This is a genomic window from Desulfovibrio sp. UIB00, assembly GCF_022508225.1.
In the GTDB taxonomy this organism is placed as follows: domain Bacteria; phylum Desulfobacterota; class Desulfovibrionia; order Desulfovibrionales; family Desulfovibrionaceae; genus Desulfovibrio.
In genome coordinates, this window is record NZ_JAETXJ010000004.1 from 63,341 (window position 1) to 85,021 (window position 21,681).

At 56.1% G+C, this 21,681-nt stretch carries 20 protein-coding genes and 1 tRNA gene; 16 read left to right on the forward strand and 5 right to left on the reverse strand.

The annotated features are described in order from the left end of the window. Positions 1–103: 103 nt before the first annotated feature. From JMF94_RS08130 to JMF94_RS08145, 4 genes are read left to right on the forward strand one after another with little or no spacing between them, the layout of a single operon-like run. Positions 104–877, forward strand: a complete 774-nt coding sequence (locus JMF94_RS08130; RefSeq protein ID WP_240824818.1) for an ATP-binding cassette domain-containing protein — start codon at positions 104–106, stop codon at positions 875–877. Continuing rightward, positions 874–1,842 carry an MlaD family protein gene (locus JMF94_RS08135; protein ID WP_240824634.1) on the forward strand — a complete coding sequence of 323 codons (969 nt, stop codon included), beginning with the start codon at positions 874–876 and terminating at the stop codon, positions 1,840–1,842. Before JMF94_RS08130 ends, JMF94_RS08135 begins: the two co-directional genes overlap by 4 nt. Further along, positions 1,842–2,438, forward strand: a complete 597-nt coding sequence (locus JMF94_RS08140; RefSeq protein ID WP_240824635.1) for a PqiC family protein — start codon at positions 1,842–1,844, stop codon at positions 2,436–2,438. Before JMF94_RS08135 ends, JMF94_RS08140 begins: the two co-directional genes overlap by 1 nt. After that, positions 2,435–3,532 (forward strand): HD domain-containing phosphohydrolase, encoded by a 1,098-nt coding sequence (locus tag JMF94_RS08145; protein ID WP_240824636.1) that lies wholly within the window; start codon positions 2,435–2,437, stop codon positions 3,530–3,532. Before JMF94_RS08140 ends, JMF94_RS08145 begins: the two co-directional genes overlap by 4 nt. 98 nt (positions 3,533–3,630) lie before the next feature. Here the strand turns inward: JMF94_RS08145 and JMF94_RS08150 are convergent, their stop codons facing one another. After that, entirely contained in the window at positions 3,631–4,017 is a 387-nt protein-coding gene (locus tag JMF94_RS08150) for a carboxymuconolactone decarboxylase family protein (RefSeq protein WP_240824637.1), read from the reverse strand. A gap of 105 nt (positions 4,018–4,122) precedes the next feature. Between JMF94_RS08150 and JMF94_RS08155 the strand changes: the two genes are divergently transcribed. After that, positions 4,123–5,103 carry a LysR family transcriptional regulator gene (locus tag JMF94_RS08155; RefSeq protein ID WP_240824638.1) on the forward strand — a complete coding sequence of 327 codons (981 nt, stop codon included), beginning with the start codon at positions 4,123–4,125 and terminating at the stop codon, positions 5,101–5,103. Positions 5,104–5,169: 66 nt separating this feature from the next. Here the strand turns inward: JMF94_RS08155 and grpE are convergent, their stop codons facing one another. Then, positions 5,170–5,823, reverse strand: a complete 654-nt coding sequence (gene grpE / locus JMF94_RS08160) for a nucleotide exchange factor GrpE (protein WP_240824639.1) — start codon at positions 5,821–5,823, stop codon at positions 5,170–5,172. Positions 5,824–6,030: 207 nt separating this feature from the next. On the opposite strand from grpE, the gene hisD reads away from it, so the two are divergent. Both hisD and JMF94_RS08170 read left to right on the forward strand, forming a co-directional pair. Continuing rightward, complete coding sequence (gene hisD, locus JMF94_RS08165; RefSeq protein WP_240824640.1) at positions 6,031–7,335, forward strand: histidinol dehydrogenase; 1,305 nt, start codon at positions 6,031–6,033, stop codon at positions 7,333–7,335. A 27-nt stretch (positions 7,336–7,362) separates the two neighbouring features. After that, on the forward strand, positions 7,363–8,244 hold the full coding sequence (locus tag JMF94_RS08170; protein ID WP_192111476.1) for a phosphoribosylaminoimidazolesuccinocarboxamide synthase: 882 nt from the start codon (positions 7,363–7,365) through the stop codon (positions 8,242–8,244). Positions 8,245–8,311: 67 nt separating this feature from the next. On the opposite strand, the gene JMF94_RS08175 is transcribed toward JMF94_RS08170, so the two are convergent. Then, positions 8,312–8,470 carry a hypothetical protein gene (locus JMF94_RS08175; RefSeq protein WP_240824641.1) on the reverse strand — a complete coding sequence of 53 codons (159 nt, stop codon included), beginning with the start codon at positions 8,468–8,470 and terminating at the stop codon, positions 8,312–8,314. On the opposite strand from JMF94_RS08175, the gene JMF94_RS08180 reads away from it, so the two are divergent. From JMF94_RS08180 to JMF94_RS08190, 3 genes are all read left to right on the forward strand, one after another. Beyond that, complete coding sequence (locus JMF94_RS08180; protein WP_240824642.1) at positions 8,469–9,239, forward strand: enoyl-ACP reductase; 771 nt, start codon at positions 8,469–8,471, stop codon at positions 9,237–9,239. The two genes, JMF94_RS08175 and JMF94_RS08180, sit on opposite strands and share 2 nt — an antisense overlap. Positions 9,240–9,324: 85 nt before the next feature. Further along, positions 9,325–9,465, forward strand: coding sequence for a hypothetical protein (locus tag JMF94_RS08185; protein WP_240824643.1), 141 nt, complete (start codon positions 9,325–9,327; stop codon positions 9,463–9,465). Positions 9,466–9,775: 310 nt separating this feature from the next. Next, positions 9,776–9,867: transfer RNA gene (locus JMF94_RS08190), tRNA-Ser, on the forward strand. A gap of 331 nt (positions 9,868–10,198) precedes the next feature. Here the strand turns inward: JMF94_RS08190 and JMF94_RS08195 are convergent. Next, on the reverse strand, positions 10,199–10,879 hold the full coding sequence (locus tag JMF94_RS08195) for an outer membrane beta-barrel protein (RefSeq protein ID WP_240824644.1): 681 nt from the start codon (positions 10,877–10,879) through the stop codon (positions 10,199–10,201). A gap of 290 nt (positions 10,880–11,169) precedes the next feature. Next, the gene (locus tag JMF94_RS08200; protein WP_240824645.1) at positions 11,170–11,466 is read right to left on the reverse strand and encodes a hypothetical protein; all 297 of its coding nucleotides are present in this window, start codon (positions 11,464–11,466) and stop codon (positions 11,170–11,172) included. Between the two features lie 304 nt (positions 11,467–11,770). On the opposite strand from JMF94_RS08200, the gene JMF94_RS08205 reads away from it, so the two are divergent. From JMF94_RS08205 to JMF94_RS08230, 6 genes are all read left to right on the forward strand, one after another. Continuing rightward, complete coding sequence (locus JMF94_RS08205; protein WP_022658563.1) at positions 11,771–12,037, forward strand: RNA-binding protein; 267 nt, start codon at positions 11,771–11,773, stop codon at positions 12,035–12,037. A 1,100-nt stretch (positions 12,038–13,137) separates the two neighbouring features. After that, complete coding sequence (locus tag JMF94_RS08210) at positions 13,138–16,011, forward strand: insulinase family protein (protein ID WP_240824646.1); 2,874 nt, start codon at positions 13,138–13,140, stop codon at positions 16,009–16,011. Further along, a complete protein-coding gene (locus tag JMF94_RS08215; RefSeq protein ID WP_240824647.1) occupies positions 16,011–16,907 on the forward strand; it encodes an ABC transporter ATP-binding protein in 897 nt (298 codons plus the stop codon). The genes JMF94_RS08210 and JMF94_RS08215 overlap by 1 nt, the downstream gene beginning before the upstream one ends. Positions 16,908–16,972: 65 nt before the next feature. After that, on the forward strand, positions 16,973–17,641 hold the full coding sequence (locus JMF94_RS08220; protein ID WP_240824648.1) for a hypothetical protein: 669 nt from the start codon (positions 16,973–16,975) through the stop codon (positions 17,639–17,641). Next, the gene (locus JMF94_RS08225; protein WP_240824649.1) at positions 17,641–18,954 is read left to right on the forward strand and encodes a DUF4857 domain-containing protein; all 1,314 of its coding nucleotides are present in this window, start codon (positions 17,641–17,643) and stop codon (positions 18,952–18,954) included. The genes JMF94_RS08220 and JMF94_RS08225 overlap by 1 nt, the downstream gene beginning before the upstream one ends. A gap of 206 nt (positions 18,955–19,160) precedes the next feature. After that, positions 19,161–21,665 carry a TonB-dependent receptor plug domain-containing protein gene (locus JMF94_RS08230; RefSeq protein ID WP_240824650.1) on the forward strand — a complete coding sequence of 835 codons (2,505 nt, stop codon included), beginning with the start codon at positions 19,161–19,163 and terminating at the stop codon, positions 21,663–21,665. Positions 21,666–21,681 lie beyond the last annotated feature (16 nt).

Consider the following 21,681-nt stretch of genomic DNA (forward strand, 5'->3'; position numbering starts at 1 on the left):
CGCGACCAGCGCTGCTCCGTCCTGCCCGGCCTCTGCCGTGCCGGATGAAGACGTGCGCATCAGGGTACGTGATCTTACGGTGGCCTTCGGTTCCTTTGTGCTCATGCGCAATGTGTCGTTTGACGTGCGCGTGGGCGATATTTTCATGGTCATGGGCGGTTCCGGCTGCGGCAAAAGTACACTCTTGCGCGTGCTCATGGGCCTCAAGGAGCCGCAGCAAGGACAGATATGCTATAACGGCGAAGATTTCTGGGCTGGCACGGAAGAAAGCCGCAGCCGCATCATGCGCAACACAGGCGTGCTCTTTCAGGGCGGCGCGCTGTGGAGTTCCATGACGCTGGCGGAAAATGTGGGGCTGCCCCTGCAACAGTATACTGACCTCACCGATGATGAAATCAGGGAACAGGCTTCGCTCAAACTGGCTCTTGCGGGTCTGGCAGGATTTGAGGATTATTATCCCTCGGAGATCAGCGGCGGCATGCGCAAACGCGCGGGGCTTGCCCGGGCGCTGGCGCTTGATCCGCAGATTCTCTTTCTGGACGAGCCTTCCGCAGGGCTTGACCCTGTCAGCTCCCGGCTGCTGGACGACCTGATACTGGAGCTGCGCGACAGCCTGGGTACAACGTTTGTCATTGTTTCTCACGAGTTGCCGAGTATCTTCACCATAGCCAGAAACAGCATCTTTCTGGATGCGCAGAGCAGAACGGTCACTGCCAGCGGTAATCCCAGCGAGTTGGTGAAAGATCCCAATACAGACCAAAGCGCAAAGCTCTTTCTGACCAGAGGCGGCAGGCGCGACCAGAATGAGGACGCAGGCGAAAACGCCCCAGCGGCAACTTCGCGCGCTGCAACTTCGCACAAGGAACAATCCCGATGAACTCGCAGTCATACAAAACAACTGTCGGCGCTTTTGTGCTGGGGGGCCTGGCCCTACTGGTGCTTGGCATCATGCTGCTCGGCGGTGGCCGCCTTTTCAGCAATGATCTTGAATACGTGATGTACTTTGATGGCTCTGTCAGCGGGCTCTCCACGGGCGCGCCGGTTGTGTTCAGGGGCGTGCCCATGGGCAGCGTCACGCGCATCAATCTGGTTGCCAACGCGCGCGATTCCAACGTGACCATCCCCGTCTATATCCGCATTGACGAACGCAGCTTTGTACGCGCCAGCGGCGCTGCCGCGCCCTCCGAATCTTTCCAGCAGGAAATCATACGCCGCATGGTGCAGCGCGGCCTGCGCGGGCGGCTGCAACTGCAAAGCCTTATCACCGGGCAATACCGCGTGGAGCTTGATTTTTATCCCGCAACGGCGGCCAACTTCCGCTCCGCTACGCCGGATATGGAAATCCCCACCATTCCTTCACCCATTGATACGCTGCAAAGCACGCTCTCGCAGATGCCACTGGAGCAGATGGTAAATTCTTTCAGCGCCGTGCTGCAAAACCTTGCCCTCGGCCTCAGCGACGACAAGCTGGGCAAGGCGCTTACGGCATTCACCAACACCTTTCAGGAAGCCCACAGCATTTTGCACGAGGGCGCCATACGCACCAATACGGAACAGGTTCTCAAAAGCCTGAGCACGGCCAGCGTCTCAGTTGAAAAGGAACTGCCAGCCACGCTGGTTTCCTTCCGCGAAGCCATGCAGAGCATGGCGGTTGCGGCAGATCAGTTGCGTGTGGTCACAGCTTCGGCCCAGGGCATTCTGGGGCGTGATTCGCCCACCATGAACGATCTGCGCCGCCTTCTCAAAGAGAGCACCGATACCATGCGCTCCATGCGCGCCCTGGCCGAAATGCTTGAACGTAATCCCGAAGCTCTGCTGCGGGGCAAGCAAGGAACACGCTGATGCAACGCAAAATCCTTCTTCTTTCGCTGGTGCTGCTCACACTTTTGAGCGGCTGCGCGCGCAGCACCCCCACGCGCTATTATCTGCTTGAAAGCGCCCTTGACCCGGTCAAGGCCGACACGCTGCCCACCAAAAACCTGCGTGTGGCGCAGGTTACCGTGCCGGATTATCTTGACCGCAACAGCATTGTCAGCCGTGTGAACGGCGAAACAGAGCTTGTTGTTTCGCAATTTCACGCCTGGGCGGAGCCCGTTGGGCATGGCGTGCGCCGCGTGGTGCAGGAAGTGCTGACCCCGCCCTTGCTGGCCGTGGGGCTGAACGTGCTTGCGCCGGGCGACGACACCCGCGCCGACTATGTGCTGCTTGTGGATTTGCAGAGACTGGACGGCAATTTCGACTCCAAGGCCGTGCTTGAGGCGCGCTGGACACTGAAAAATCGCCACGATGAAGTCATCGCCCGGGGAATTTATGCCGATGCAGAGCCTGTGGCGGGCAAAACCTATGACGTGCTCACAGCGGCAGAAAGCCGCATGGTACGCCGCATGGGCGAACATCTAGCCGCCCGCCTGCCCGTGCTCACACGGGGCAAGTCATGAACTGGGCAGAAGAAACCGCCGATCCATCCCAGGTACACAGGCGCAACATCATCCTGCTTGTGGATGACGCGCCTGAAAACCTGCGCATTCTCAGTGAATGCCTGCGCGACAAATACACAATCATGTTTGCCAAAAACGGTACAGACGCCTTGCGTCTGGCCCTGCGGCAGCCCCCTCCAGACCTGATCCTGCTTGACGTCATCATGCCCGGCATGGACGGGTACGAAGTATGCAAGCGCCTGCGCAGCGATGCGCAGACACGCGACATCCCGGTTATGTTCATTACGGCGCAGAATGAAGAAACCGATGAGGCCAAGGGCCTCTCGCTGGGCGCGCAGGATTACATAACCAAACCTTTCCGCTCCTCGCTGGTGCGCAACCGCGTAGCCAACCAGCTCAAGTTCAAACTCTACCGCGACCATCTGAACGATCTGGTGCTTGCCCGCACACGCCAGCTTGCCCTCACGCAGGAAGCCACCATTCACGCCATGGCAAGCCTTGCGGAATGGCGCGATACGGAAACCGGCGCGCACATCAAACGCACGCAGAACTACGTGAAGGCGCTGGCCGTCTATATTTCGCAACTGCCAGAGTACAGGGACGAACTGGATGCCGATGCCATTTCGTGGCTCTACCTTTCTGCACCGCTGCATGATGTGGGCAAGGTCGCCATTGCAGACACAGTGCTGCACAAGCCCGGCCCCCTCACCGATGAGGAATACGAGGCCATGAAGGAACACACCACGCTCGGGCGCGCAGTGCTGGCCTCGGCGGACAAGTTTCTGGGGGAAAATTCCTTTCTCCGCATCGCAAGCGACATTGCCTACTGCCACCACGAACGCTGGGACGGCAAGGGCTACCCCCGCGGCATTGCAGGCAAGGACATTCCGCTCTCCGCCCGCCTTATGAGCGTGGCCGACGTGTACGACGCCCTGCGCAGCAAGCGCGTCTACAAACCCGCCATGCCGCACGAAACAGCCATGCGCATTATTGTGGAAGGACGCAGCACCCAGTTTGACCCCGAAGTGGTGGACGCCTTTTTGGCCATGCAGGAGCAGTTCCGCAGTATTGCCGCGAAATATTCAGACATGTAGCCCCCTGAACTTTGCCGCGTAATGGCGATCTTCTGCTTCTGCCCGACATTTCTCCCTGTTCTGACGCAGCGGCTGCCAACAGCAACCGCCGCACCAGCCTACACTTTCTGCCCAGCCTGCCCGTCAAAAACATCCCTGGCGGCAAACAGGCCGTTCAGCGCGGCGGGAAACCCAGCGTACACGGCCATCTGCATAATGACTTCCAGTATTTCCTGACGGGTGCAGCCCACATGCAGGGCAGCCGCAATATGTACGCGCAGTTGCGGAACCGCGTTGCCCATTGCTGTCAGGGCCGCCACAACGGCAATCTCCCGCTTTTTCAAATCCAGCCCTGGCCTTGAATAGATATCCCCGAACGGAAATTCCACAAGGTATTGCGCAAAATCTGGGCAAATGGCCCGCACGCTTTCCAGCACTTCTTCCCCGCCGCGTCCGTCAACCTGTTCCAGCATGGCAAGCCCTGTGGCATAACGATCAGTCTGCATGACATTCTCCTGTGTAATGGCCTGGCTCAATGCTGTGGCCCTGATCAGACTTTTATGCCCATGCCCGCGCTTTGCCTCTTGCCTTTTTGGTGATACCTTTAAAGCATGGCTAACGATCTTTTTGACATCCCCGATTGGCGGCTGCTGCGCTATTTTTCTGTAGTTGCAGAAGAAGGCAGCCTTCGCCGCGCAGCTGACAAGCTGTATATGACCCAGCCGCCCCTGAGCCGCCATATGCGGCATCTGGAAGAAATGCTGGGCATCACGCTGTTTGAGCGCCACAGCCGAGGGCTGACACTCACAAAGGCAGGGCTGGAAGTGCTGCGCATTGCCCGCCCGGTACTGGAAGCACAGGACGCCGCAAGGCTGCTTTTGCGGAGGCTCGGACATGGCGGGAATGGATCAGAAGCGCCCTTGTCAATCGGTCTGACAACAGCTTTTGAACAGGGCATTTTTTCAGGCTTCATGAAAAAGCTTGATACTCTCAGAGATAATCCGCTGCGCTATGTACGCCAGCCCTCGCCCCAACTGGCGCGCGGTATTAGCCGGGGCAGACTGAATGCGGCACTGGTGGCCCTGCCGCTTGAGGTTCCGGGAGTGCGCGTAAGCCCGCTGCCGTATGCAGAGCCTCTGCTGGCAGCTTTGCCCGCAGCATGGCTTGCAGGCCTGCATCATGACAGTCAGGAGCCGATACGCCTGCAAAATCTGAACGGCAGACCTCTTTTCTGGTTTCGACGAGAGAACAACCCCGCGTACTTTGACCATATGCGCGGTATTTTCACCCATATGGGCTTTGCACCTGTTTATCTGGAAGAACCAGAAGAGCATGATGTGCTGCTGGCCCGCATTGCCCAAGGGGATGGTATGGGGATGCTGCCTCGTTCATTTTCCGCCATTGGGCGAAGAGGTGTTGTCTTTTGCCCGCTGGCGGAAGGGGAACTGCTGGAACTACGCTTGGGCCTGGCGCTGCAAATGGGTGGTGATTACGGCCCGGAAGACAGTGCCCAGGAGGATGACGAACCCAAAACGGCATCACAATTACGCCAGATCATTGCTGAAGCCGCTCATTTTCTGGGCACGGCATAACCAGCGCAAAAAACAGAAAAGCCCGGCAGCCGAAGCCGCCGGGCCCAAAAGACGCGCACAAAAAATTTACTGCTTTACCATCACCTTGGCGGGGCGGAGCAAGCGTTCGCCCAGTTTGAAACCCCGTTGCAACACACGTGCAACAGAGTTGGGGGCAAAATCGGGGCGGTCTTCAAAACCCACTGCTTCATGCACGTTGGGATCAAATTCCTCGCCTTCCTCGCCCAGGGGCTTGAGGCCGTGTTTTTCCACCGCATCAAGCAACAGCTTGTGGGTCATGGCCACGCCCTGCAACATGTCCTTGCAGGCTTCGCTCTTGCTGCCGTAACGCAGGGCCAGATCAAGGTTGTCGAGCGTAGGCAGCAGATCACCCAAGACCTTTTCAGCAGCGTAGCGCATCTGCTCTTCATGCTCGCGCGTGAGGCGCTTCTTGAAATTGTCCATTTCTGCGGCATTGCGCAGGCGCATTTCTGTCAGCTCCGCCTTGCAACGTTCTTCAAGGCTTTCGGCTGAAGCCGCCTTGTCTGACGGGGCAGTATCAGCCTCCTGCGCGGAATCGGCAGCGGGATTTTTACCCGCATTTTGACCGAACAGAACACCTTCTTCTTCAAGAAAACCATCTTCCGGTCTTTCGGGCTGGCATTCTGCCCGGTTATCCGCCTGGCCGCCCTGCTGACTGCCCTGCTGTCCGAATGAGTGGTTCATTTTATGACGCTGCATGCTTCCTCCTGAATCGACCCCGGCGGGGTCACGATGCTTTCCGTTAAGTAAGTATGCTTGTCCACCCTGTCAAGGCGCTGCCGTCACTGCAAAAAGTTTTGTTCCGCCCTCTACGGCTCCAGCACTTGCACCCGTTGGCAGACATCTGCGCCTCGACATTCTGCGGCGGCTTCTGTATATTGCGCGAACCAGAAGAGGAACAGCACTATGACATGCCGAATTTTGACGCTGCAACATGAACAGGAATGGCCCGCGCTGGCCCAGTGGCTGCAAGGGCGGCACAACCCTGGCAACGGGGTGGAAAGCGCCGTAACCGACATTATCAACGCTGTGCGGCAAAAGGGCGACGACGCCCTTGTGGAGTACACGCGCAATTTTGACTGCCCTGACTTTGCCCCGCCCCTACGCGTGAGCGAGCAGGAAATCGCCAAGGCGGCAGCCTCCGTCACCATTGAAAGCCGCGAAATCATCGGCGAGGCTGCGTCCAATATACGTTCTTTCCACGAAGCGCAGGTTGAGAAATCGTGGTTTCTCACCCGCCCGGACGGCAGCATTCTCGGCCAGCAGGTTACATCTGTTGACGCGGGCGGCCTGTATGTTCCCGGCGGCCAGGGCGGCAATACGCCCCTTGTTTCCAGCCTGCTCATGAGCGCCATACCCGCCCAGGTGGCCGGCGTGCCGCGTCTGGCGGTATTTACGCCGCCCCGCAAGGATGGCACGGTTAATCCCCACATTCTTGCCGCTGCGCATCTACTTGATATTGATGAAGTTTACCGCGTTGGCGGGGCATGGTCCATTGCGGCCATGGCCTACGGCACACAAACCATTAAGCCTGTGGATGTTATTGCCGGGCCGGGCAATATTTTTGTCACCACTGCCAAGCGCTTTGTGCAGGGCACTGTGGGCATTGATATGATCGCCGGGCCAAGCGAAGTGCTCGTGCTGGCCGATTCTTCCGCCAATCCCGCATGGCTTGCAGCGGATATGCTTTCGCAGGCGGAGCACGATGCTTTGGCCTCGGCTATCTGCATCACGGACGATGCCCGCCTGGCCGATGCCCTCCAGCAGGAGCTGAAAAAGCAGTGCGCCGCCCTGCCCAGAGCCACCACCGCCGCCCGCGCGCTGGAAGACTGGAGCGCCATTGTGGTTACGCCCAATCTTTCCGTAGCTGTGGCGGTTGCCAACATGGTAGCCCCGGAGCACCTTGAACTGTGCACCCGCGACCCCTGGGCCGTATTGCCCTTTATTCGCCATGCCGGGGCCGTGTTCATGGGTCAGCACAGCCCTGAACCTGTGGGCGACTATTTTGCCGGGCCCAACCATGTGCTCCCCACACTGGGAACGGCGCGTTTTTCATCGGCCCTTTCGGTGCAGACCTTCTGCAAAAAGACCAGCATCGTGGCCGCTTCTTCAACCTTTTTACAGCAGAACATGCAGTCCATAGCCGCCCTTGCCCGGCTGGAAGGCCTGGAAGCCCACGCCCGCTCCGTTGAAGTGCGCGGGAAGAAATAGCAAGAGCCAGAGGAATCAGGAGCCATCATGAAAGTCGTGGTAAAAACCGAGATCAGCGCCTATCCCCTTCTTTCTCGCGGGAAAGTGCGCGACATCTATGATGTGGACGAAAAAACACTACTCATTGTCACCACTGACCGCATGTCGGCCTTTGACGTGATCATGAACGAACCCATCCCCTACAAAGGCGTGATTCTTAACCAGATCACCCTGTTCTGGATGGAAAAGTTCAAGGACATCATCCCCAATCACTTGATTGAAAGCGATGTGAACCGCTTCCCCGCCGCTCTGGCACCCTGGAAGGACGAACTTGAAGGCCGCGCCGTCATCGTGCGCAAGGCCAAGCCCCTGCCTGTGGAATGCATTGTGCGCGGCTACATCACCGGCTCCGGCTGGAAAGATTACAAGGCCACCGGCACCCTGTGCGGCTACAAGCTGCCCGCCAACCTGCGCGAATCAGACAAGCTGGAACCTGCGCTGTTTACGCCCTCCACCAAGGCCGAACTGGGCCAGCACGATGAAAACATCAGCGTGGCCCAGGCTGCGGAACTGCTCGGCGCGGAAACCGCCGCCCAGGTTGAACGCACCACGCTTGCCATTTACGAGGCCGGGCGTACCTATGCCGCCGGGCGCGGCATCATCGTGGCCGACACCAAGTTTGAATTCGGCTTTATTGACGGCAAGCTGCACCTCATTGACGAAGTGCTCACGCCCGATTCTTCCCGCTTCTGGCCCGCTGACCAGTATCAGCCCGGTCAGGGTCAGCCCAGCTTTGACAAGCAGTACCTGCGCGACTGGCTGGAAAAACAGCCCTGGAACAAGCAGCCCCCGCCGCCCGCCCTGCCGGAAGAAATCATCAAGGCCACGGCGAATCGCTACCAGGAAGCTTACGACATCCTTACAAAGTAAAAAAATTGAGCGCGTCCGGTACAACAGTGCCGGGCGCGCCTTTGGCGTGGCAGCCTAGGCATTTTTTTCACAAAAGCGCCGACGCTGTACCATCGACCTGCCGTCCACTGTCCGACAGCGCCGCGTATATTGTGCGGCTTTTTTCGCCCAGGCGCGCGCTGCCGCTGTTTTGATACACTTTAGTGCTGACTCGTTCGGCTTGCATTGTTTTTTCAGGAGGATCCATGCTGCTGCAAGGAAAGAAAGCTCTTATACTGGGTTTGGCCAATAATAGAAGTATCGCTTATGGCATTGCCAATGCCCTTAAGGAACAAGGCGCCCGACTGGCGTTCAACTATGTGGGCGATGCCATCAAAAAACGAGTTGATCCCCTGAGCGAAGAGCTTGGCGGTGAATTCACCTTCCAGTGTGATGTATGCGATGACGCGCAGATTCAGGCCGCCGCCGACCTTGTCAAAGAGAAGTGGGGCGATCTGGACATTCTTGTGCATTCTGTGGCCTTTGCAAATCGTGAAGATCTGGGTGGCCGCTTTGTGGACACCTCCCGCGAGGGCTTCCGCCTTGCCCTGGACGTTTCTGCCTACTCGCTCACCGGTGTCTGCCGTGCATTTGAACCCCTGCTGCACGAGGGTTCTTCCGTCATGACCATGACCTATCACGGTTCCACCAAGGTCATCCCCGGCTACAACGTCATGGGTGTTGCCAAGGCAGCTCTTGAAGCCTCCGTGCGCTACCTTGCCTGCGACTTCGGCACCAAGGGCATCCGCGTCAACGCCATCAGCGCTGGCCCAATCAAGACCCTTGCCGCTTCTGCTGTTTCCAGCATGAAGGATCTGTGCAACATTGTTGACCGCAACGCCCCGCTGCACCGCAACGTCACCACAGGCGACGTGGGCGGCACGGCCCTGTACCTCGCATCTGATCTTGCCCACGCTGTGACGGGCCAGGTCATCTATGTGGACAGCGGCTTCAGCACCATAGGTGTCATGGGCTAACCCCCTGCGGGCAAGACCACAACTGAACGCGCGCTTGCGCAATGGCGCGGCCTCAGCAGTCTGATGCCGTCAGAAGGATCAGATAATGGACATCCTGACACTCAACGCTGTGGGCATTACCGTTATGGCGATGTTTGGCCTGTGGGCTTTTTATCGCGCCGCGCAGATCACCAAGAAAAAGCGCAAAGATGACGAGACAAAAAACAAGGACCGCAAAGACGATTAGCCAAGGCCAATCGGCAAGCAGCCCTGTTTGATATATCATGCAAGGCCCACCTGGGATTCCGGGTGGGCCTTGCCTCTTTGGGGGGGCTGTGGGACTTTGGTCTGTGGCCTTTGCTCTGGGGCTTGGCTGTGCTGTGGCCTTGTCAGAACAGACGCCGTGTGGCGACATAGGAAGGGGCACCGCATTGGGCCGATTGCTGCCTCACGGCAACTTTTTTTGCAACAAACTGCCCTGATTCAATTTTTTCTCTTGCAATTCCTAAATGCCTGCTATATAGGTATTCGGCTTTGAGCGGTGCACAACACCGAATGGAGAGGTGTCCGAGCTGGTCTAAGGAGCACGATTGGAAATCGTGTGTACGTTAACAGCGTACCGGGAGTTCGAATCTCCCCCTCTCCGCCAGATTTCAAGGGGTTACTGAAAAACAGTAACCCCTTTTTCTTTTGGCGAGCCATAAGTCTCCGCGATTCTATTTGTGACCGATTCGAAAATTGCTCCCCCTGCCCCAGAAGCTCCTCTGTCTGCTCTCTTTCAGCGATGACCGAACAACTCATGTCTAGGGCAAGCTGCACAACCTGCAAGTCCTTGCCAAAGACAGATGCCAGCCACTCAACGAGCGCCAGTAAACAGGCGCGCTCGCATCCGGAATGCCATCCCTGCGCCCCCTCGCACACAAAAAATGGCCGCCACACAGGACGGCCACAGGAAGGGAGGTAGTCATGAAGTAATGTGCTTAAAATGTGTAGCGCAGGCCGAGGCTGAACTCGTTGGCATAAGGAGCCATGCCAAGCTTCTGCTTTTCGCCCAGAATGGTCTTTTCAGTTTCCGAGTACCCCAGGCCCACAAAGCGATAGGCAAGATCAGCAGAAATGTTGTCGGTAAAAGCGTAGGAAACGCCAGCGCCGGCATTCCATGCGAAAACCGTGTTCAGATTGGTGGTGCTTTCGCTTCCCACGCCGGGGATTTCAATCTCGTACTTGCTCTTGAGAAAGCCCATGCCAAGGCCCGCGCCAACATAGGGTGTGAAGGCCGTGCTATTGTGGAAATCCCAATACGCGTTAAGGAAGAGGGTCTGAAGACCCCAGGTGCCTTTGAGGTCAGCAGCATTGCCACCATTTTTGAGTTCCCAGCTGGTGGTCGAGTTGGTGCGAATATCGTATTCAATTTCCGCGCGCAAGGGAACCTGATTGAGGGAATAAAAGTCATAGCCAGCATATATGCCGCCGCCCACAGTGTTTTGCGAGTAGTTCTTGACGTCAAAGGCGTTAACAACTGCACCGCTTCTGGACATGGAACCAGTGCTCTGGATGGAGTCAAGGAACTTCAAGCCCACATAAAATCCAGAATTTTCCGCCAGAGCAGGAACCGAAAGTGCCAGAGTCAGGGCAACAGCAAGAGCAATCCGCTTAAACATATTTCCTCCAAAAATTTATTTCTCATAACCTTCCCTTGCACATAGCATTAAGACATATTCAATTATAGATCAATTAACATTTAGTCTATACTTTTAAATTTCAATCGGCAGTCCCCCAAAGCCATCGTGTGCGCCATACCTCTGTGGCAAGCTCTGCTCAAGACAACTTCAGCACCTGAACGTAAAAAACTGGCTATACCTTAAGAGGCAGGGCCAGTTTTTTACCACAAAAGAAGCGTAATAAAAAATTGAATTACACTATCTGCACCTTGGCAATTTTCAGCAGCAGATCACCTGCGGCGTTGGCCGCAGCCCTCATACAGGGAAAGAATCTTGAATATATCGTCATGATTCTCTGAGGACTCCTCAGACTCACTTTGTGCCCGCTGCTTGAGTATTTTTTCCGCCCTTTTCAAAAAAGCATCGGCACCTTTAGTCTTGTACGTCTCAGCTTCACCCAGGGTGATATTCACTGTCTTACCATCGCCCACGGGTTCGATGGACATTCTCTGCCCATCATGAAATGTAAAAACTTTTTCTTCCTTGCTTGTAAGAACATTTGCGACAAGCCGTAATTTATAATTCATACATACTCCAATTTTTCAATATCAATCAACTATCATATCAACATAAAATCATGGTGTCTAAATGAATAATGAAAAATATTTTTTTCATTGGTATCCCACTGTTCGGCCTGATAATAGTTCTATAAAATTTGTAATTTTCTATCGTCACGGTACTTATTTTAAAATAACATTGATTGACATTTTCTGCACCCCGCCCTATGTTGCCACATCACTGATTGGGTATAGTAAATTTTTCGCCAGAGACTTTACATGGGTAAGGCTTCAAGCAGAAAGTCTACCTCCCCTTAACCCCTTGGAGTCTCACATGGCTACTTCTATTTATGTCGGTAATTTGTCTTGGTCTGCTACCCAGGACGGCGTTGAAGCTCTCTTCAAGCCCTATGGCGATGTTCTTTCCGTCAACCTGATTTCTGATCGCGAAACCGGCCGCGCCCGTGGCTTCGGTTTTGTCGAAATGGACGAAAGCAGCGCCATCAACGCCATTTCCGCTCTTGACGGCAAAGAAGTTGACGGTCGCGCCCTGCGCGTGAACAAGGCTGAGCCCAAAAAGCCCGCCGCCCGCCGCTGGTAAGCCCAGCAAGCATTTAAAATGCAGGAAGGCCGTGATTTTCACGGCCTTCTTTTTTTGCCAACCTGCGACTATCTGCCCAGCAATGCCGCCAGACCTTGCAAAATTTGCAGAACGCTGCCCCCGGCTTCCATTTGCTGGGCAGGCATCCATGGTTAATCCCTTTTGACTACTGGCAATAAGAAGATTATGTTGCCCGCATGAACAAAGAAAACCTTCCTGTCATTCATCCCTGTATCAAATGTGGAAAGGCCCCAAAGGTCGAAGTATCCAGACCCGAAGGCAGAATCAACGACATATATCGGCTTGTCTGCGAATGCGGAAACTGCCCCTTGCAGTGGTCTGTCAGCGAATCTGCTGCTATCAGGCTGTGGAATTCATACGTTGCATCCTGATAATCTGTGGTGCTCCCATTTTGGGGGAGTCTGCAAAAAACAGACAATAAACTGAATCATGCATGACACACTGCATGCCTTGCGTTATTATGTATTTATTGTATTAATGCAGACTTATTAATAAATTGCGAGAGTGTGCAGTAGTTTTTGGCAGATCAGACACATTTTCTGTGGATGCTATCAGTGTTGCGCTGCCAGCAGTTTCAAGATTGATGCCAGGTAAGGCGGTACAGCCAATTAGCCCTAAACAGGCAAGGAGGAGGAACACAACTCCTCCTTTTTTTATGCGCAAAGCTACTAGCAACCACAAATAATCCGCCACACACGCCCCCCCTCACCGCCTCCAACGCAACCTGCCCCTCTTCAACGGGCACCGCCGCATCTCTGCGCCTTCCGAATTTCAAAGGGGACTCCCCTCCTTTTGTTGCCCACAGTAAATATCTTTATAAAAGTTATTTTAATTTAGCTAGTTAGTAAGCAGCACCAAGAAATGCAACCAAGCAGAATTTCTGATATTTTTCATTAATTGTAACGTTTTACAAATAACATCTCATTATAATTGACACTATTTGGATTTCAGACTACTTAGCTAAGTCAAAAGAAATTCAATTTCATTTCCAGATACCAACGTTCATTACTCCAAGCACTCAAACATGGGGATTTGAAGACATGCCCATATTTTTGACCGAATCAATCCTTGCATTGTGCATGATCTTAACAGCTTTAACTTCCACATCATTTGCAAAAAATTCCCTTGCAAGCGGCCCCAAGGAAGCGTTCTGGTATGACGGCAAATGGGCGCACGAGCATTCTGATCTGCCACCAGACCCTGCCATCACCTTTGGGCGGCTGCCCAACGGATTCCGTTATGCGGTCATCCCTAATGCCAAGCCAGATGGTCGCGTTTCCATGTATCTGAATGTTCAGGCCGGTTCGCTGATGGAAACGCCCAGTGAGTTAGGATATGCCCACTACATTGAGCATATGGCGTTTAACGGAACGCGCAATTTTGCGCCCGGCTCGCTCATTCCCTTTTTCCAGCGCCACGGCATGAGTTTTGGCGGCGACACCAATGCCCATACAGCATGGGCAGAAACCGTCTTCAAGCTCAACCTCACATCCTGCGACACCAGCACGCTTGCCATGGGGATGAAAATTCTGCGCGACTTTGCGGATGGCATCCAGTTTGCCCCGCAAGAAGTCGCCAAGGAGCTGGGCGTTATTTTGGCAGAAAAAAATGTGCGCGACAGCGAAGCCATGGCAAGCAAACGCCAGCGCACGGCCCAGCTCTATGCGGGCACAGCCTTTGTGAACCAGCCCATCGGCACGGAAGACTGCATCCGGGGGGCAACCTCCGAGCGCCTGAAGGCCTTTTACCGCAAATGGTACCACCCGGAACGCATGATTCTGGTCATTGCGGGTTCCGTCACTGCCGCTCAAGTCAGCCAGCTTGTGAAAAACAGCTTTGCAGATATGGTGAACCCCGGCCCGGCGCCGCTTCCCCCGTTCTGGGGCGAGGCGCGGCTTGGCGGCATCCAGGCGCAAGGGGAGCAACGAGCAATCAGCGGCGAGGAAATTTCCGTAATTATGCGCTTTCCGCGCATGCACCAACGTGATACGCGCCAGAATCAGCAAAACCAGCTTGTGGATTCTGTGCTTGGCTACTGCATGCAACGTCGCCTGCTGGAGCGCGACCAGCGCGACAATCTCTGGAACAACGCGCGCTTTGCCGCCAACTGGCGGCAGGGCCTTACTCCTTCTGCCGCCATCGGCCTGACAACGCACTCCGGCGGCTGGCAACAGGCGCTGCCTGCCCTGGCGCAAGAGCTGAAGCGGGCGGCAACGCACGGGTTCACCCGGCAGGAAATATCTCAGGCACTTGATTTTGCAGAAAAAAGAATTTCACGCTTCAAGGAACAGCGCCCGGGCATGAGCAATGCCGATGTGGCAGATCAGTTTGTGCGCACCGCCAATGCGGACTACGTCCAAACCGCGCCCGCCTTTGATCTGGACCTCTTCCGCCAGTTGCGGCCCTCCATCACGGAAGATACGGTTAATGCTGCGCTCCGCTCCATGCTGGCAATGGAAGATGTCTTCCTTGCCGTAGGCAGCGCCACGCCACCCGATGCAGCCGTCATCCTCGCCGCATGGCAAGAGGGCCTTGCTGCGCAGCAAGCGCCCACAGCGCCGACAAAATCCATTGCATTCCCCTACCTTGAACTTCCGCCGGCGGCATCGGCAACTGCGGCCCCCACAGTTGCGCCCATAGCCAGCCGCGATCTCTCCCTGCCGGGCAACCCAGCCGTAACCCTCCTCCAGACTCGCCTGAGCGATGCCGTTGAGTGCTACGTACTGCCGCTGAATTTTGAACCCAACAAGGCCTCGGTGCAGCTTCTCTTTGGCAAGGGATACGCCAACTTGCCCGACAGCGTCATCACCCTTGCCCAAACAGCCAACGCAACTCTGGCAGAAAGCGGCCTTGGCGCGCTCTCGCGCCTTGAAACGCAAAAGCTGGCAGAGCGCATGGGCGGCAGGGTCGGCGAGGTGCACGGCCCCAACAACGCAATCATCAGCGTTGAAGGTGACTCCCGGCAGCTTGAGCTGCTGGTGCAGGCGGTATGGACGCAATTCAGTGATCCGCAGCCTGAGACTGACGGCCTCCAGCGCGCCCTGCGCAAGCTTGAGGCTCAAAACCGCAAACAGACTGAAACAGTTGAAGAAGTTTCAAAAATAGCAGGGCAGGCCTTTTTTTACGGCAATGCGCGCAGATATCAGCCCCTCAGGCCCGAGGAAGCGGCCAGCCTTGGCATTGACGATGTGCGCGGTTTTATCGCCGCCAGCCGCAAAAAAGAGCCTGTGCGTGTAATCATCAGCGGTGATATCGACCCCAACACATCTATTTCACTAGCAAAACGCTACTTCAGCCACATCACAACCCAGCCTGCGGCTGTAGAAGAAAACCCCGCCCCGCTGGAATTTCCTGCTGGTAAATCCGCGAGCATTCAGGTTCCGGATTCTGTAGATCAGGCAGTTGTCCGCAAGGCATGGCGTCTTGATTTCGCACCGCAGGGCAACAGGGAGGTTCTGGCTGCCCGGCAGCTTGCGTCAGCGCTGCTGCGCGACAAACTGCGCCGCGATCTGCGGGAGCGCATGGGCGCAAGCTACAGCCCCAGCGCCTTTTACCGCACCATGCCCAATGAGGGCGGCTATTCCCTGCTCCAGATCGATGTACACACCAACCGGGAACAGATGGGGCAGGTTACGGAATATCTTGGAACTCTCGCCCCCTGGAAGGTAAGCCAGCAGGAACTGGACAGACTGCGCCTGCCCATGCTCACCCAGGTTCAGACCAGCCGCAGCAGCACCCAGTACTGGCAACGCATGCTGCTGACGGAACTGGCTACAGGCTACCCCTATCTTGAATGGAGCAAAACAACAGAGAGCAACCTGCAAAACTGCACAAAAGAAGCGGTAGCAGAAGCCCTGAAAGACCTTCTTGCAGCTCCCTCCGCCATGTGGACAGTTGCAGCGCATCCCCAAACCAGCGTCGACCAGAGCAATACCGCCAAGGAGAGCAAGTGATGGATGAACTCATTTCATGCAAGGCTCTTCGCCACAGCTACCACGGCACAGAGGTGTTGCACGGTGTGGACTTCAGCGTGTCACGTGGCGAGATTGTGGGCTTGCTGGGTAAAAACGGCGCGGGAAAAAGCACCAGCATCAACATCCTGATGGGCTTCATGCAGCCGGATTCAGGCCGGTGCATGGTCATGGGGCACCCAAGCCACGCCATACCACCGCAGGTGCGCGCACGTATCGGCCTGCTGCACGAAGGTTTCATCCAGTATAATTTCATGACCATCGGCGAAATTGAACGCTTCTATTCCTGCTTTTATCCACAGTGGGACAAGGGCATCTATTATGATGTGGTAGGCCGCATGGACATCCCCTTTACCCGGCGCATCACAAGGCTTTCCTGCGGGCAGCGCTCGCAGGTCACGCTGGGCCTCATTTTGGCGCAACGGGCCGAACTGATGATTCTTGACGACTATTCCCTTGGCCTTGATGTGGGCTACCGCCGGCTGTTTCTCGACTTTTTGCGGGATCATGTGCGCCGATACGGCACCACGGTCTTACTGACCTCGCACGTGGTGCAGGAACTGGAAAACCTGCTTGATTCGCTGGTGGTTATCCACAAGGGAACAGTTCTGGCCAAAGAACGTCAGGCGGATTTCATGCGTTCATTTTTGCGCTATGACCTGCCGCTTTGCACTGCCGCAGACGAGTTGCGCAATAACGATGGTCCTTTGCTGCGGGTCGAGCGTTGCGCAGACAGGCTGATGCTGTTCAGCCGTGCCCAGCCGGATGAAATGCGCGGTTTTCTTGAAGCACGCGGGGTGGCCTGTCATGATGGCGCGCCCCAGCCTGTTCCCATGACCTTTGAAGACGCTTTTGTGGGTCTTACGGGCAGATACTAGGCATTTCCAACAGCAATCTGCCCTGAACGGCGCAGCAATACGGCATACAGCAAAGCAGGAAGGACATGATCAAGGCACTGTTTTTTAAGGAATGGATCAAACTGCGCTATTTCTGGTGCATCCCCTTTATTTTCGCTGGCGCGGCCCTTGCGGATTACCATCTGACGTTCAAGGGCGTGCTTTCCATGCATGGGGCCGTGGACACTTGGAACGGGCTGATATTCAAGGAGAGCATCTATTTTGGCTCTCTCCAGTGGGCCTTCATTCTTGGCGGCATCTGGCTTGCCTCGGTGCAGATGGCCCCTGAATGCGTGGGTAAAAGACTGCGCCTGCTCTTCCACCTTCCGGTCAACGCCATTCCGGCTCTTGCTGTTCAGGCCGTCACCGGTCTGGGCCTGATGACGCTTGTATTCTGCGCCGCGTCCGCAGGCTTTGCCCTTATAAATAATCACCACGGCCTGCCGCCGGAGCTTTCCGTACCCATGTTCAAAACCCTTTTGCCCTGGGGGCTGGCTGGCCTCACAAGCTGGTGCGCCACTGCCGCCGCCATTGCCGACCCTTCGTTCAAACGCAAGATATGCTTTGCTCTGGCGGGATTCGCCTATGTAACCATGCTGACAGGGGGGCGAGGCTTTGCGCCCATGAGCAACAGCATATGGCTTTACGCCGCCGCCTGTCTGCCCTGGATTCCGGCTGTGGCCGCTGCCGCCCTGCGGGTTAAGGAGGGAGAATAATGCGTATTTACTGGCTTCGCCTTGCCCCAGTGTTTCTGGGTATTTTTGTTCTGGCATGGTTTGTTCCGCAACTGTACCTGCGGGCCACACGGGCGGATTATCTTCAGCTAAGCGCTGTATACAGTTCGGTAAAAAACGACTTTATCATTTTTGAAACCGGGCCTTCGGTGTTCCAGTTCAGGGACGAGGAAGGAAACCGCATCAGCCAGCGCGATGGCCGCATGGCACTGCCCTACATGTTTTCGCGCGATGTGGAAAAATGGGGAGGGTTCCCCATGAGCATCAACGGGCGCGCCATCGCCTTCAGTGATGCGCAGGAAGGCGTGCGCCTGCGGGCGACCCCGCGCGAGGTCATGCTTCCGCAGTCACGCGTTCTTGTGCTTATGGAATCCGCGCCTGAAACCGCGTCCTTTTCCCTGCCGCCAGACATCCTGCTGCTGGACGACACCCGCCTGCGCTTTGTGAACTGCGCCGACGGCAAGGAAAACACCGCCAAGGGAGCCGCCTTTACCGCCGCCGTGCTCGCCGCCGGAGCGCAGTTTCCCCTTCAGGCAGCAGGCAGCAATGCCGACCCCTTCAAAAGTCTGGATGAAGGCCTCTTCCTTGTGGATGCAAAGGGCACGCTCCTTCAATTGCTTATGGTGCGCGGCAAGCCCGAATGTCGCAACACAGGGCACGTCATCCCCGGCAAAACGCTGCGCGTGGATGTGCGCGAAAACAAATACAGCGACCTGCTGGGCACCATCGCCACAGAAACCGGTCTGTACATAAACAGGCGCGGTCAGGCCCCAATGCGTCTGCCCTTGCAGTATCAGCCTGATGTGCAGAATGTTTCGGTGTGGGCCACCCCGCTGGACGCTACCTTTAACGTGAACACTCTTGGCTCGCGCCTGGCGCAGGATGTGCTTGTGATCGCTGCAGACGGCGACCTTAAAATCATCCGCAACCTGCTGCTCAGCCCGCCTGCGACAGTCGTAGAACGGCAGATAAACCAGCAGCGCTGGCTTTCATTCCTCTGCCCGCTGACTATAGTGCAGTTTGAACCGCATATTGCCGGAACCAGTTTGAAGATCGCCCTGCCGGAATATCCGCTCTGGGCTGCGGGCGGAAACCTGCTGGGCCTGCTCCTGTTCCTTGCTGCACGGAGTCGGCAGAGCCACAGACGCATGGAATCCGGCACACTGCTGCGCACCTGCGCCCCCGAAATTCTGCTTGTACTCGTTTTTGGTCTGCCTGCCCTGCTGACGCTTCTGGTTGCAGGCCCTCTGGCACGAATGCTGCCCCAGCGCTGTCATTGCGGCAGCGCCGCTTAACATACACGGGTTGATGCTGCGCTCACGCGCGCGAAAGGCAGTGCGCCAGCATTAAGGGCGCACGGGCTTTCGGTTTGTCTGTCACAGGAAGAAAGGTAGCCTTAAAGATGAAAAGGAAATTGCATTCTTTTTTTAAGAAAAAAGCGCTCTGTGTGCAGCTCATGCTGCTGGCTGCGGCACCGTTGGCGCAACTCCCCTCAGCACGCATGGCGCTTGCTGTTGAATCGGAATCACCAGATGACGCAGCCATTGAGGAGGCTTTGCGCAGCAATGGCGCACCCGCCCAAGCTCAGCAGGGCAAATCGGCAGAAGGCCCAGCTGCGGACGAACCAGCCGGGAAAGTGCACCGGCTGGAAGGGGTACAGGTTCGCGGCCAAACAGAACAGCCCGGCGAAATTTTGATCGACCGCCGCACCATGGACATGACCCCATCGGCGACCAACAGCATCAATGACCTGTTGCGCGGGCAATCCAACGTGCAGTTTGATTCGTCCTCACGTAGCGGCATGCTCGGCGGCGAGATCACACCGCCCAAAATTTCCATTCGTGGCGCAAAACACTACGAAAACAACTTCATCATCAACGGTCTGGGCAACAACAATCTCATTAACCCCGGCGGGTATGAACACACCGCCAATAGCGGCATCCCATCCGGCGATTCGCAGTCCATCATGCTCAGCACCGACATGCTGGACACCGTAAAGGTTTACACGGAAAACGTGCCCGCCAAGTACGGCGACTTTCTTGGCGGCGTGATTGACGCCAAGCTGCGCGACGCCGCTTCGGACAGATGGCGCGGCATGGCGGCCTTTCGCTATACGGACAGCAACCTGACGCAATTTCACTACACCAACAGTGACAGCAACGCTCAACCCCTTGCAGGCAACAATTACCAACCGGAATTTTACAAGTATTATCCTTCGCTGCGGCTGGAAGGTCCCCTGTGGCAAAACGGCCCTGGCGTCATGATGGCCTACACCAACACAACATCCATCATCCCGCTCAAGCTCAAGGCTGGCAATGGCTCCGTGACCGAACGCCGACTGAATGAAAACTACCTCTTCAAGATCAACACGCCGGAGACCAGCCCGCTGTATCTGAGCCTCACCACCATTTACGCGCCCTACAAGGCAACCCTGTTCAACGCCAACTTCAAGGACGGCGGCGAATACAGCGTAAACGGCGGCGGCGTTGATATGATGCTCAACAGCCACTACGACTTCCCCATCGGACGCTGGAGCAACGATATCACCTACAGCAAAAACAATCTCGACCGCAAAAACAGCAAAGATGTCAATTACGTCTGGCTAATAACCCCTTCCACCAAAAGCTGGGCCTATAACAACAATCTGGCAACGGAAGGCGGCTACGGCAACTACACCCAGCAGCAGACTACCCTGAGCTGGGCCAGCAGCATGGACTTCAAGGCCGTTGGCCCCAAGTACTTCACCCATCAGCTGGAAACCGGCTTTGAACTCAAAAAAATCATGCTGGAGAGCGAACGCGGCGGGTACACGGTTTTTACCAGCGCCAAAAAGGACGCCAGAGCATCCGGCTCCTACGACAACGGCGTCATAACGGGCGAGCAGTTTGCCAGGACAAAGCAGGTTTACAACGACCTCGAGCGCCGCGAGAGCGTGTTTGCTCCGGCATTTTATTTACAGGACACCATCAAGGTTGAGCGGCTTACTATCCGCCCTGGTGCGCGCGTTTCCTACGATTCGCTGACCGAAAACACCGATGTGGCTCCGCGCTTTTTTGTCAATATCGACCTGCTTAACGACAACCGGTTTAATGTTTTCGGCGGGTATAACCGTTATTACGGCACTCAGGTCATGGAAAAAGCCTTGCACGGCAGCTCATTCTTGCAGACCTTCACACGTGCGAACTGGAACTCCCCCTGGGTTGCAGGCCCAAAAGCGCCCCCAGGAGCGTTCCGTCTTGGGTCCCTCAAAACGCCGTACAACGATGAATACACTTTGGGCGCCTCGGCTGACGTGTGGGATACCCTGTTCAAGGCCACCTACGTCAAACGCGACTACCGCAATCAGCTCAAGGGTGCACTGGTAACGGAAAACGGCATCGGCTACTCCCAGTATTCCAACGACGGCAAGACCGACTACAAGGGCATCACGCTTTCTGCCGAGCGCACCTTTGATTTTGGCGACTGGGGCAAGCACACGGGCGAGCTTTCCGCCACATGGTCCAAAACAGAAGGCAACTATACGGACTGGACAAACGATTCCTACAATGAAACGGATTCCACTATCCGCGATCCAAACTTTGTGCTGCTCAACGGCGTGGTCACGCCAAAGGGCGACATGCCTGCCAGCAACTTCAACTCTCCCTGGGTTATTGCCTACACCCACAGCGCCCAGTTCTGGGAAGACCGCCTGCGCCTCATGGGCCAGTTGCGCTGGGAACAGGGCGGTAAACGCCTTTACAACGATTCCGGCTCCACCAGTGTGGTCGGGCCTTCCGGCCTTCTCCTCTCGTCCTACAGAACGGCCTATCAGGAAGACAGCCTCAACGTGGACGCCAAGCTGAGCTTTGACGCCATCAAGTACAAGGATCAGACCCTTACGCTGGAAGTGGAAGCGCTCAATCTGCTGGACAGAAAAAACCTGTCCAACCTCAGCACCACCGCCACATCGCAGGGCACCTACGCCCTGGGCCGCCAGTTTTACTTTGGCGTAAAATACACCTTCTAACGCATCTGGAGCCACC